This is a genomic window from Vibrio sp. Makdt (assembly GCF_027587015.1).
Taxonomy (GTDB): Bacteria; Pseudomonadota; Gammaproteobacteria; order Enterobacterales; family Vibrionaceae; genus Vibrio; species Vibrio chagasii_B.
The window spans coordinates 42,111-54,695 of the sequence record NZ_JAPPTH010000013.1; the positions used below are offsets into that span (position 1 = coordinate 42,111).

Below are 12,585 nucleotides of genomic sequence, written 5' to 3' on the forward strand. Positions count from 1 at the left end.
ATGCAGGGGCTTTTCTTTATTTTAGTAATAAAGGACCATCAACATTGATGCTCAGGTAAGTCTTTCGTTTTGTAGAGATTGGCAATGTCGTGATTCTTGTCGCGATGCTTGGCTTCATCCTCTCTGATACGGAAAAGCACATCTAAGAATGTTGCGCCCTCAGGCAAGCGATAGTAGGTAATCGCGATTTCTGGCGCAGGGTGGTTGGGCAGAGCCCCCTCTTCAATTTTGGATATGTACTCTGAATAGCTGTTGCAAGCTTCCTCTTCAAAGTAACCGACAATCCGATGCGCAGTTTTAGATGAAACTAGGTAGATAACACCGTAGATGATGAGAAAGACAAACTGCAGTAACATCACTAAGATGCGTTCTATAATGGACGGCTTGGTAACGGTCAGGAAAATCATCAAATGCATCCGTTCATTGTCTGCTTCATCCAATAGCTCTTTGATCCAGCCGCCGTCATCTTTCATACGACGTAGTGCTTTAAGATGGTTAAACACCCCTGCGACCATGCCTGGTACAGCCGCAATAGTTTCCAACAACATCGCACGTTTGGCTAAATGTTTTCCATAAAACAGGTTAAGCGTTTTTTTGAGAAGTCGAGTAACAAGAAGCGCAACCTTTTCGGAGAATATTTCAGGTTTATAATGAGTGCTTTCAAAATGCATAGCGTGTTCCTTATATGAGTCTAATACTAACCAATCAACATTCATGCCAGAACACAAAGCTTTATATATCAAGGTAAAACCAAACAAAAGAGTCATTAAGACACAACAGGAGCAAACAACAAAAAGACACCAAAATGTCTTTTTGACACTCAAGAGATAATAAAAAACCCAGCAACATGGCTGGGCTCTTAAATAACTTATAAATCGACGGTTTTACTCGTCCGGCTGCTTGGTTCGAAGGTCCACATACGGCCAGTAGTGATGACCAACTCGAATCAGCAAGGTTGCGGCCGCTAGAATAAATGCTGCTAAAGATAGCCAAACAATCAGAACCGCATCGAGTTCCTTCATTCCCAGAGTAATGTAACGAGCGATCGCCATCATCGCGATGTAGATTGGATAACGCACAGGGATCTTACCGTTCATCACAAACTGCTGAACCATGGCCAACACTTCGAGATAGATGAACATCAGCAGAATATCGGTCAGTTGTACTCTGCGCTCTGTGAAGACGTGCATGAACTCCTCAAGCATCGCAAACAGTGTTGCAAGGGTAATCGCCACCAGCAGCACCGCTTCAAGAATATGGAAAACCTTTAAGAAAGGCTTACTGAAAGATTTGGGTAAATGAGAAGGCATAGTCACTCTTCAAAAATAATTAATCCAATCTCTACAATAGCATGCCTCAATATAAGTCGCTCCTTCTCTATCGGAGAACACCATCAATGGCACACCTTTTGTTGAAGCAGATACAAAAATAGCCCCACATTCACTGCAGAGCCATTTATTCATTCTTTGTCTCAGCTTAACTCGGCAGATTAACCTTAAAGCAGAATCAGGTAGGTTAGGAACACCACACACAGGCCATAGATTAACGGGTGAACTTCTTTACCCTTACCCGCAACAACCATAGTGAATGCGTAGCTGATAAAGCCCATCGCCATGCCGTTTGCAGGTGAGAAGCTTAGTACCGTAAACATGATGGTGAAGAAGGCTGCGATGCGTGACTCTTTCTTCTCCCAGTTGATCTGACCAAGGCGACCCACCATGTAGATGCCTACTACAACCATCGCTGGCGCAACCATAGCTGCCGAGAAAATAGAAAAGATTGGGTATAGGAATAGCGAGATTAGGAACAAGCCCGCAACCATCACGGCCGCTAAGCCCGTTTTTGCACCTTGAGAAGAGGCAATGCCCGACTCAGAGAAAGCAGTAATCGATGTGGTACCAAGAATCGAACCAATCACCGTACCACCCGCATCTGCCACTAGAGCAGACTTCGCATTTGGCACCTTACCGTCTTTATCGATAATACCTGCATCACGGCCAACACCAACAATCGTGCTCAAGCCATCAAAAAAATCAACAATCAGGAAGATAAGTACGATGAACAATAGGTCGAACATTTTCTCAGCAGTAAACGCAGAGAAGTCGAAGATAGCGCCGAAGCTACCTGCCATACTCGGTGGCATCGCCACTAGCTGCTCTGGGATTGGCGCATTTGATGTCCCCATGAACACGTCAGCTAGGATTGTCAGTGCAATCGCTGATACGAATGAGATAAATGTCGCTAGCTTGATATCACGAACCATACAGCCAAGCGCAATAAAAATACTGATGTAAGCGATGATCACTTGTGGGTCTGAGATATCCCCTAAGCCAACCAATACAAACGGATTAGAAACGATGATGCCCGCATTCTTAAGGCCTAAGAACGCGATGAACAAACCGAGCGATACCGTAATCGCCAACTTTAAGTCCTCAGGGATCGATTCAATCATCGATTTACGAATATTGGTCAGAGAGAACGCAAGGTACAAAATACCAGAAAGGAAGATACCAAATAGCGCTTCATTCCAAAGCACGGCAACAGAACCACTCAATAACAGGCCTTTGAAAAAGCCATTCATGCTCATGCCCGGTGCTAGCATCACAGGGTAATTACCCCAGATGCCCATAATTAACGTCGAGATAGCCGCAGCCAAAGCCGTTGCAGTAAATACCGCACCTTTATCCATACCCGGGATACCACCCAAAATCGCTGGGTTAACCGCCAGAATGTAGCTCATTGCTAAGAAAGTAATGAAACCTGCGTACAGCTCAGTGCCGATCGTGGTCTTTCTTTCAGTGATTTTAAACATTGAATCAAGCGAACCAGAGGTGTTCTGGGCTTTCAGGGTGGAATCGGTACTCACAACAAAACCTTTGCAATAAATTAAGAATTTGGGGATTCAAATGCTGTGAGAATAGAGAGGTCTCTACACTAAAAACTGTAGTCACCAAGATAGGCTCGGTAGTAGAAACATTTGACCCATTTCATCAAACATATACAGCATTTAATCGTTTGCGCGGATTGTAAGGATTGAGATTAAAACTTCAACAAATTTTGTTCAGATCACATAAAAAAGTACCGATGACGAGTCATTACATTTCTACAAAGATCGTCGAGAAGATCATTCGCTAATAAATAACGATCAAGCCAGTTGTTCTCAATCATCTAAATATGCTACTCTTCGCCTCCATTTTTCTGACCTAATTTTCACCAGTTGCCGCTATATACGCGCAATTACCGGAACGTAATTAAGGTCAGTGCTATCTTTTATAGTGTAGGTTTATCGCCTTCACTCAATCCAACCAACAGTGGAAATATACAGATGGGCAAAGGTACTCTTTACATCGTATCTGCACCTAGTGGCGCAGGTAAGTCGAGCTTGATCTCAGCAATGCTAGAAACCAATCCAACCTACGCAATGAAGGTATCTGTTTCACACACCACTCGCGGTATGCGCCCTGGTGAAGAAAATGGTGTTCACTACCACTTCGTAGAGAAGCACCACTTCGAAGACCTGATCAATAAAGGTGAGTTCCTAGAGTACGCTGAAGTATTCGGCAACTACTACGGTACTTCACGCGTTTGGATTGAAGAAAACCTAGACCGCGGTATCGATGTATTCCTAGATATCGACTGGCAAGGTGCTCGTCAGATCCGTGAACAAATGCCTCAAGCGAAGAGTGTATTCATTCTTCCACCATCAAATGGTGAGCTAGAGCGTCGTCTAAACGTTCGTGGTCAAGACAGCGACGAAGTTATTGCGAAACGCATGAGCGAAGCGAAGTCAGAAATCTCTCATTATAATGAGTATGACTACGTGATCGTGAATGATGACTTTGATGCAGCCCTAATGGACTTCAGAGCTATCATTCGTGCGGAACGCTTAAAAGAAGATAAGCAAGCAGCTAAATACAGCGGCATGCTTACTGCTCTACTGGCGGAATAAGCTAGCAAGGCTAGATTTTCCATTGAGATAAGTATACGGTGATCTAGAAAGTCTCTAGTTAAACTTGTATACTTTCTCGTCATCAAAAATTTATTAGTTAATTACTATTTGGAGTCCTCATGGCACGCGTAACTGTTCAAGACGCTGTTGAAAAAGTTGGCAACCGTTTCGACCTAGTTCTTATTGCGGCTCGCCGCGCACGTCAAATGCAAACTGGCGGTAAAGATTCACTAGTGCCTGAAGAAAACGATAAGCCAACGGTTATCGCTCTTCGCGAAATCGAAGAAGGTCTTATCACTAAAGACGTACTAGATGCTCGTGAACGTCAAGAGCAACAAGAGCAAGAAGCGGCTGAACTTGCAGCAGTAAGCAGCATCGCTCACACTCGATAAGAACGTCATTCGAACTAATTAACCTTCCGGGCCTTTAATTTGTATCTATTCGATAGCCTCAAAGACGTTGCCCAAGAATACCTAACAGAGCCTCAAATTGAGGCTCTGCGTCAATCTTATGTGGTAGCGAGAGACGCCCATGAAGGGCAAACCCGCTCAAGCGGTGAACCATACATTATCCACCCTGTAGCTGTTTCAAGAATCCTGGCAGAAATGCGTCTGGATATCGAAACCCTACAAGCTGCTCTACTTCATGATGTGATTGAAGACTGTGATGTCACTAAAGAAGATCTAGAGGAAAAATTTGGCAATACCGTTGCTGAATTGGTAGATGGTGTATCTAAGCTGGATAAGCTTAAATTTCGTGATCGCAAAGAAGCGCAAGCAGAGAACTTCCGTAAGATGGTTCTCGCCATGGTGCAAGACATCCGCGTTATCTTGATCAAATTAGCTGACCGTACTCACAACATGCGTACGCTTGGGGCACTTCGCCCTGACAAAAAGCGTCGTATTGCTCGTGAAACCCTAGAAATCTATTCTCCACTAGCTCACCGTCTTGGTATTCATAACATCAAGACCGAACTAGAAGAGCTGGGCTTCGAAGCCCTCTACCCTAACCGTTATCGCGTACTGAAAAACGTAGTGAAAGCTGCGCGTGGTAACCGTAAGGAGATGATTCAACGTATCCATAGCGAAATTGAAGGCCGCCTTGAAGAAGTTGGTTTACCTGCTCGCGTACTTGGTCGTGAAAAGAACCTGTTCTCCATCTATAACAAGATGAAAACTAAAGAGCAGCGTTTCCACACCATTATGGACATCTACGCTTTCCGCGTGGTGGTTGATACCCCAGATACTTGTTATCGCGTACTTGGTCAGGCCCATAGCCTGTACAAGCCTCGCCCAGGCCGCATGAAAGATTACATCGCGGTACCAAAAGCCAACGGCTACCAATCTCTGCACACATCAATGATCGGCCCTCACGGGGTGCCCGTTGAGGTTCAGATCCGTACTGAAGATATGGATCAAATGGCAGACAAAGGTGTCGCGGCGCACTGGTCTTACAAAGGCAATGGCTCACGCAGCAGTAATGGCACAACCGCACAGGTTAAAGCACAACGTTGGATGCAGAGCTTACTTGAGCTACAACAAAGCGCGGGTAACTCATTCGAATTCATTGAAAACGTTAAGTCTGATCTGTTCCCAGATGAGATCTTCGTGTTCACGCCGAAGGGTCGCATTGTCGAACTTCCTGCTGGCGCAACAGCGGTCGATTTTGCTTATGCGGTACATACCGATGTCGGCAACATGTGTGTAGGTGCTCGTGTAGACATGAACCCTTACCCACTCAGCAAATCGCTGAAGAACGGTCAAACGATTGAGATCATCAGTGCTCCGGGCGCACGTCCGAATGCAGCATGGCTCAACTACGTGGTGACATCACGTGCGCGTACTAAGATCCGTCAGGTTCTGAAGACTATGCGCCGTGAAGAGTCGATTACCCTTGGTCGTCGCCTACTGAACCACGCACTTGGTGAACACTCGATTGGTGATATCGGCCAAGAGAACGTTGAACATGTATTGTCTGATCTTCGTCTCGACAGCATTGAAGACTTGCTAGCGTCAATTGGTCTTGGTGAGCTGATGAGTATCGTGATTGCTCGTCGCCTACTAGGTGATGCTGACGAACTGACTGAAGTAGAAAACAACAGCGACACGCCTAGGAAGAAACTTCCAATCCGTGGTGCTGAAGGTCTACTGCTAACGTTCGCCAACTGTTGTCACCCGATTCCAGATGATCACATCATTGCCCATGTCTCTCCAGGTCGTGGTCTTGTGGTTCACCGTGAAACGTGTCCAAACGTTCGTGGTTACCAAAAAGAACCAGACAAGTACATGGCGGTGGAATGGTCTGACGATTACGACCAAGAGTTCACAGCTGAACTTCAGGTTGATCTGCAGAACCACCAAGGTGCACTGGCTGAGTTAACTAACGTTATCTCGAAAACAGGCTCAAACATTCACGGTATTTCAACCGAAGAACGTGATGGACGCTTGTACACCGTGACAATCTTGCTGACCACCAAAGATCGTGTTCACCTTGCGAGCATTATGAAGAAGCTACGTGTGATGCCACACGCACTCAAAGTAAGACGCCGTAAGAACTAATCAAAGTAAAGATGAGGGATTCGAGATGGCGAGATGGCGAGATGCGAAGAGCAAAAGACTTCGTGACTCACTATCTTGGCTCCACATCTGATTTAGTTTTTTGAATATCGATAGATAAAGCGATAAGGCAGATGAGAGATACGAGTCTCGAGATGCGAAGAGCAAAAGCTTTTCACCACTCAACTTTTCGTATTTCGAGTCTGCTTTAGTTTTTTATAGCGCCCTATTCCTCTCATATCCCATTTACATACACCCCGTACTCGCTCTTAGTCTTTTCGTATCCCGTTTACTCGAATCCCATAACTGCTCTTATCCTTCCGAATCCCGCATACTCGCATCCCATATCTGCTCTTACCCTTTCGCATCTCGTTTACCCGCATCCCATATCTGTTCTTACCTTTTCGCATCTCGCTTACTCGCATCCCATATCTGCTCTTATCCTTTCGTATCTCATTTACCCGCATCCCGTATCTGCTCTTATCTCTTCGAATCTCGTTTACCCGCATCCCGCATCTGCTTCTAAGCTTTATCCTGTACAAAAATCCAGTAAAATGCTTGAATAGATCATCACTCTTACGTTTATGAGCCTTGTTATGTCACAGCTTTTATCTGCTATCCCTCTCAACTCTTTATCTGGAGTCGGCGCTAAAGTCGCAGAGAAACTGGAAAAGGTTGGGCTTAACAATGTGCAAGACCTGCTGTTTCATCTGCCTTTGCGCTATGAAGATAGAACGCGTATCTATCCGATCATCAAACTGCACGCCGGAATCTGGGCCGCAGTTCAAGGCAAGGTGATGAGTGTCGATACCATTTTCGGTAAACGTAAGATGTTGGCGGTAAAGATCAGCGACGGTAATGGCACCATTACACTGCGCTTTTTCAACTTCACTGCAGGTATGAAGAACAACTTTGCCGAGGGCAAGCAAGTCCATGCTTACGGTGAAATCAAGCGTGGCAATATGGGGCTTGAGATCGTCCATCCCGATTACAAATTCTTTGCTCCAAGACAGCAACCAGACGTGGAAGCAAACCTGACTCCAGTGTACCCAACCACTGAAGGACTGAGACAAGTCACGCTGCGTAACCTGACCGACCAAGCGTTAGAACTGATCGACAAAGCAGCCGTCAATGAGCTGCTACCGTCTGGCTTATACGATCATCAAATTACCCTAGCACAAGCACTGCATACCATTCACAGACCGCCTCCGGGTATCGACCTAGAGTTGTTTGATGAAGGTAAACACCCAGCACAGCTGCGCTTGATTATGGAAGAGCTACTGGCTCAAAACCTATCGATGCTGTCGGTCCGCAGTAAAGGACAGCAAGACAAAGCGATGCCGCTTCCTCCAGTGAATACCCTCAAAGATAAGCTACTGGCTCAGCTGCCATTCTCGCCAACCAATGCTCAAGCACGCGTAACCCGAGAGATTGAAACTGACTTAGAAAAGCCACACCCAATGATGCGCTTAGTACAAGGCGATGTAGGTTCAGGTAAAACCTTGGTTGCAGCACTAGCGGCTGTTCGCGCACTGGAACATGGCCAGCAAGTAGCACTGATGGCACCAACGGAACTATTGGCTGAGCAGCACGCAATCAATTTCGCCAACTGGTTTGAAGCCATGGGGATTCAAGTCGGTTGGTTGGCAGGCAAACTAAAAGGTAAGGCTCGAGAGACTGAACTGGCGCGCATTGCCAGTGGCGAAGCGCAAATGGTGGTCGGTACTCATGCCCTATTCCAAGAACATGTCGAGTTCAAAAACCTTGGGTTAGTCATCATTGATGAGCAACACCGATTTGGTGTCCACCAGCGATTAGAGCTGCGTGAGAAAGGCGCTAAGCAGGGCTATTACCCACATCAGTTGGTGATGACCGCAACACCGATTCCGCGAACGCTCGCCATGACAGCCTATGCCGATCTCGAAACCTCAATCATTGATGAGCTACCTCCGGGACGAACACCGATTCAAACCGTAGCGATCCCTGATACTAAACGTGATGATATTGTCGAACGGGTGCGTAATGCGTGCCTCAATGAAGGCAAGCAGGCCTATTGGGTGTGTACGCTAATTGATGAATCCGAAGTATTGGAAGCGCAAGCTGCTGCAGACACTGCAGAAGAGCTGCAACGCAAACTACCTGATGTAAAAATTGGTTTAGTACACGGCCGAATGAAACCTGCCGAGAAACAGGCAGTAATGCAGGAGTTCAAAGAAAACAAACTGCACCTATTGGTTGCGACTACGGTGATTGAAGTCGGTGTGGATGTTCCGAATTCGAGCTTAATGATCATCGAGAACCCAGAACGTCTTGGCCTAGCTCAACTTCACCAATTGCGCGGTCGTGTAGGCCGAGGATCAGTCGCAAGTCATTGTGTACTGCTGTATCATTCTCCACTATCAAAAACCGCTCAGAAGCGCTTAGGCGTACTGCGTGAAAGTAACGATGGCTTTGTGATAGCACAGCGTGACTTAGAGATTCGTGGCCCCGGCGAACTACTTGGCACCAAGCAAACCGGCTTGGCCGACTTTAAGATTGCCGACTTGGTACGAGACCAACGTCTAATCCCAGAAGTGCAGCGTATTGCTCGTCATATTCACGATAGCTACCCAGACAACGCCAAGGCGATCATCAACCGCTGGCTGGGTGAACGCGATGTTTATTCGAAGGCTTAGTTAACGCTGATACCGCATTCAAAACGCAAAAGGCTTCCATAAGGAAGCCTTTTTCTGTGCATTACTTTAATAAACCAAGAGCGAGATTCCCTACTCCTTCGTTCCTCACGATAGGGAATGACGAAAGGTTGCGGATTGGTATCGTCCGACTCAGATTTTACCACCAGTCTTACTCACCCCCTTTCTCTAGCGTCAGTTCTACATAGTAAGAAAGAGCTTCAAGGTTAAGCACACCGTTTGTGCTCGATGAACCTGAATACTTATCACACCGTCATCCCCGAGAGGGAGGAATGACCGAGCCGGGGATCTCTTAATAGTTCCCCGAACCAAATTCATCGCAATCACACGGACCGATGACAACTAAGGTTTAACAGGGAAACTGATCTGCGCTTTTAAGCCACCTTCACTTCGGTTATTGACCACCACTGCGCCTTGGTGTTGGCTGACAATTCGTTTTACGATCGCCAAACCTAAGCCTGTTCCTTCACTACCACGAGCCGTATCGCCTCGAGTGAAAGGTTCAAATAGCTTGCCGATCTGGTCTTGCGGAATACCCGGGCCATTATCTTCTACCGTTACCCATGCCAGTTTGTTATCCGCTGTCATGCCAGTTGATACCTTGACCCAACCATTACCGTAACGCAGCGCATTCACCACCAAGTTACTCACCGCACGCTTCATCGCGATCGGATTGCCTAATGCAGGCTTCATGGTATCCGGAATATCAGTTTCAATCTGCACCTCATAGCCACCTTCAGAACTTGATACCTCGCGGGCAATATCATCCACAAACACCGCTTGGAATGATTCACGATCGACAGGCTTCAAGTAGTCCATAAACTGGCTAATGATCTCATTACACTCTTCGGTATCACTGATGATCCCTTCCGCTAAATAGGCATCTTCTGGCGACATCATCTCGGTGGCCAAACGAATACGTGTTAATGGCGTGCGTAAGTCATGGCTGATACCCGCCATCAACAAAGCTCGGTCTTCTTCTAACTCTTGGATACCTTTCGACATTTGGTTGAAGGCACGAGTTACTGAACGAATCTCTTGAGCACCTTGCACAGGCAGTGGCGGTGGAATATCACCACGACCGACACCCTGCGCCGCTTTCTCAAGTGCAATGAGTGGGCGGTTTTGCAATCGGATGAACAACCAACCACCAGCGACAATCAACATCGCCATGATCAAGCTATTACGAAATAGCGGTGCAAAATCTTCTTCTTGTAGCTCAGATAGTGGAATTCGAATCAATGAGTTAGGCAGTTGTGCTATGTCCATCCACAACACATAGCTCTCTTTACCTAAAATCAGCCGCACTTCTGTTTCAGAGCCTAATTCTTTGGTCATCTCCTCACTCATCAGGTCAATCGATACTGCGTGGTAATACTCACCCGCTGCTTCGCTGTCCTTGGCGTGGACCGTTACTCCAAGTTGCTCAAGTACGCGCTGGCGCAGTGGTGCGTCGATCTCGATATCACTGCCTTGGTCCAATACTAGGTTTAACTCGTGCGCCAATATCTTATTAAACTGCTGTAAGCTCGGCATCAAAGCGTAGTTAAACACGGCGTAGTAAGAAAAGATTTGGCTAGCGACCAATAGCGTTAAGAAAAGCACTATCGACTGAGTAAAGGAGCTACGTATGCGCATGGGGCACCCAAAGTGTAGAGAGAAAAAACAAAGCGTTATATGACTATAACTCTAAACAATTATCCTGAATACAAAACGGGCCATCACATATCAATGAGATGGCCCGTAAATAGAGAATTCTGAATCACAGAATCAATAAAGCTGCTGTAGAGCTTACTAAGCTGACTTACACAGCCTTACCATCAGGAACAAAGACATAACCTAAGCCCCACACCGTTTGGATGTATCGAGGCTTGCTTGGGTCTTCTTCCACTAGACGACGCAGACGTGAAATCTGAACATCGATAGAGCGCTCCATTGCTGAGTACTCACGGCCACGAGCCATATTCATCAACTTATCGCGAGACATTGGCTCACGAGCATTGGTAACTAGTGACTTAAGCACTGCAAATTCGCCCGAAGTAAGCGGCATTGGCTCTTCGCCACGGAACATTTCGCGGGTACCTAAGTTCAAGCGGAACTCACCAAACTCAACCACAGACTCTTCTGTGCTTGGTGCGCCTGGTGCTTCAATCACTTGGCGACGTAATACTGCTTTGATACGAGCAAGCAATTCACGTGGGTTAAATGGTTTTGGTAGGTAGTCATCAGCACCCACTTCCAAACCAACAATACGGTCCACTTCATCACCCTTTGCAGTAAGCATCAGGATTGGTAGCGAGTTGTTTGCATTTCTTAGACGACGACAGATCGATAGACCATCTTCACCCGGCAACATTAAATCCAATACCATCAAGTGAAAATTTTCACGGGTTAACAGGCGGTCCATCTGCTCACTGTTTGCCACGCTACGCACTTGAAAGCCCTGCTCTGACAGATAGCGCTCTAACAAAGCACGTAAACGAGCATCGTCATCGACCACTAAAATTTTGTAGTTTTCTTGCATGTAATGGTTCCACCTATTAAAGCTTAAACCTAAGGCTAAGCATTCTTGGTAAATTGTATATTGGTATAAGACATTAAAAATGTAACATTATTGGAGAAAAAGTCGCCTAAATAATTGTTAACGCATGTTGCCTTTCTATATATTCTATCTTAGATCATCATTTCATTAAGTCAGATTTATGAAAACCAAACTTATCACCCGAGAAGGTTATAACAAACTCAAAGCCGAACATGACCACTTATGGCACGAGAAACGCCCTGAAATTACTAAGATAGTCACTTGGGCTGCAAGCCTTGGAGATCGCTCAGAAAACGCAGATTACACCTTTAATAAGCGTTTACTTCGCCAGATCGATCGCCGAGTACGTTTCTTAAGAAAGTTCTTACCGGATGTCACGATCGTTGATTACTCGCCACAACAAGAAGGTAAGGTATTTTTCGGTGCTTGGGTCGAAATCGAGAATGATGATGGGGAAATTAAGAAGTTTCGAATTGTAGGTCCAGAAGAGATCTACGGCGATGCCAAAGGCTATATCTCTATCGACTCACCAATGGCTAGAGCTCTGCTCACGAAAGAAGTGGATGATGAGTTTACGGTAAAAACACCGGAAGGCGACAAAGAGTGGTTCATTAACTCGATTCGCTACGCAGACAACAAATAATTCTACTTATTAGTCACTTAGCGATGTGCTGAGTATCTAGAAAACCCAAACTCCAGATAAAAGAAAACCCCGCAAGGCTTTCGCCTAGCGGGGTTAAGTCTCTATCGCAGCAATCCGGCTACTGTTTATCTCTTCGAGATAAGGTGCTCCCTGCATCTTTCCTTGATAGTGGCTAAATCCTTTAACCAATTTCCTTTTTGTTC

The 12,585-nt window shown here is 46.0% G+C and carries 10 protein-coding genes and 1 riboswitch; of the genes, 5 read left to right on the forward strand and 5 right to left on the reverse strand.

The window, feature by feature from the left end; translation table 11 throughout:
* Window positions 1-38: 38 nt before the first annotated feature.
* From OH460_RS16570 to OH460_RS16580, 3 genes are all read right to left on the reverse strand, one after another.
* Complete coding sequence (locus tag OH460_RS16570) at window positions 39-671, reverse strand: alternative oxidase (RefSeq protein WP_186171440.1); 633 nt, start codon at window positions 669-671, stop codon at window positions 39-41.
* Window positions 672-884: 213 nt separating this feature from the next.
* Entirely contained in the window at window positions 885-1,310 is a 426-nt protein-coding gene (locus OH460_RS16575; RefSeq protein WP_008224461.1) for a phosphate-starvation-inducible protein PsiE, read from the reverse strand.
* A 185-nt stretch (window positions 1,311-1,495) separates the two neighbouring features.
* On the reverse strand, window positions 1,496-2,866 hold the full coding sequence (locus OH460_RS16580) for an NCS2 family permease (RefSeq protein WP_239916901.1): 1,371 nt from the start codon (window positions 2,864-2,866) through the stop codon (window positions 1,496-1,498).
* A 58-nt stretch (window positions 2,867-2,924) separates the two neighbouring features.
* Window positions 2,925-3,024, reverse strand: a riboswitch (purine riboswitch).
* Window positions 3,025-3,325: 301 nt separating this feature from the next.
* On the opposite strand from OH460_RS16580, the gene gmk reads away from it, so the two are divergent.
* From gmk to recG, 4 genes are all read left to right on the forward strand, one after another.
* Window positions 3,326-3,949: a guanylate kinase gene (gmk, locus tag OH460_RS16585; protein ID WP_269998757.1), complete on the forward strand. Its 624-nt coding sequence runs from the start codon at window positions 3,326-3,328 to the stop codon at window positions 3,947-3,949.
* Between the two features lie 119 nt (window positions 3,950-4,068).
* A complete protein-coding gene (gene rpoZ, locus OH460_RS16590; protein WP_009848003.1) occupies window positions 4,069-4,341 on the forward strand; it encodes a DNA-directed RNA polymerase subunit omega in 273 nt (90 codons plus the stop codon).
* A gap of 39 nt (window positions 4,342-4,380) precedes the next feature.
* Complete coding sequence (gene spoT, locus OH460_RS16595) at window positions 4,381-6,507, forward strand: bifunctional GTP diphosphokinase/guanosine-3',5'-bis pyrophosphate 3'-pyrophosphohydrolase (RefSeq protein ID WP_019826453.1); 2,127 nt, start codon at window positions 4,381-4,383, stop codon at window positions 6,505-6,507.
* 593 nt (window positions 6,508-7,100) lie between these two features.
* Entirely contained in the window at window positions 7,101-9,179 is a 2,079-nt protein-coding gene (gene recG / locus OH460_RS16600) for an ATP-dependent DNA helicase RecG (protein WP_269998766.1), read from the forward strand.
* Window positions 9,180-9,539: 360 nt separating this feature from the next.
* On the opposite strand, the gene envZ is transcribed toward recG, so the two are convergent.
* Complete coding sequence (gene envZ, locus OH460_RS16605; protein ID WP_105057739.1) at window positions 9,540-10,835, reverse strand: two-component system sensor histidine kinase EnvZ; 1,296 nt, start codon at window positions 10,833-10,835, stop codon at window positions 9,540-9,542.
* Window positions 10,836-11,001: 166 nt separating this feature from the next.
* The gene (gene ompR / locus OH460_RS16610) at window positions 11,002-11,721 is read right to left on the reverse strand and encodes an osmolarity response regulator transcription factor OmpR (RefSeq protein WP_008218409.1); all 720 of its coding nucleotides are present in this window, start codon (window positions 11,719-11,721) and stop codon (window positions 11,002-11,004) included.
* 178 nt (window positions 11,722-11,899) lie between these two features.
* Here ompR and greB point away from each other — a divergent pair, with 178 nt between their 5' ends.
* On the forward strand, window positions 11,900-12,382 hold the full coding sequence (greB, locus tag OH460_RS16615; RefSeq protein ID WP_269998772.1) for a transcription elongation factor GreB: 483 nt from the start codon (window positions 11,900-11,902) through the stop codon (window positions 12,380-12,382).
* The last annotated feature ends 203 nt before the right edge of the window (window positions 12,383-12,585 follow it).

What these genes read in the sequence shown, in the direction of transcription:
- OH460_RS16570 (WP_186171440.1), bottom strand. Translation starts at nt 671, where the DNA reads ATGCATTTTGAAAGCACTCATTATAAACCTGAAATATTCTCCGAAAAG.
- OH460_RS16575 (WP_008224461.1), bottom strand. Translation starts at nt 1,310, where the DNA reads ATGCCTTCTCATTTACCCAAATCTTTCAGTAAGCCTTTCTTAAAGGTT.
- gmk (WP_269998757.1), top strand. Translation starts at nt 3,326, where the DNA reads ATGGGCAAAGGTACTCTTTACATCGTATCTGCACCTAGTGGCGCAGGT.
- rpoZ (WP_009848003.1), top strand. Translation starts at nt 4,069, where the DNA reads ATGGCACGCGTAACTGTTCAAGACGCTGTTGAAAAAGTTGGCAACCGT.
- recG (WP_269998766.1), top strand. Translation starts at nt 7,101, where the DNA reads ATGTCACAGCTTTTATCTGCTATCCCTCTCAACTCTTTATCTGGAGTC.
- envZ (WP_105057739.1), bottom strand. Translation starts at nt 10,835, where the DNA reads ATGCGCATACGTAGCTCCTTTACTCAGTCGATAGTGCTTTTCTTAACG.
- ompR (WP_008218409.1), bottom strand. Translation starts at nt 11,721, where the DNA reads ATGCAAGAAAACTACAAAATTTTAGTGGTCGATGACGATGCTCGTTTA.
- greB (WP_269998772.1), top strand. Translation starts at nt 11,900, where the DNA reads ATGAAAACCAAACTTATCACCCGAGAAGGTTATAACAAACTCAAAGCC.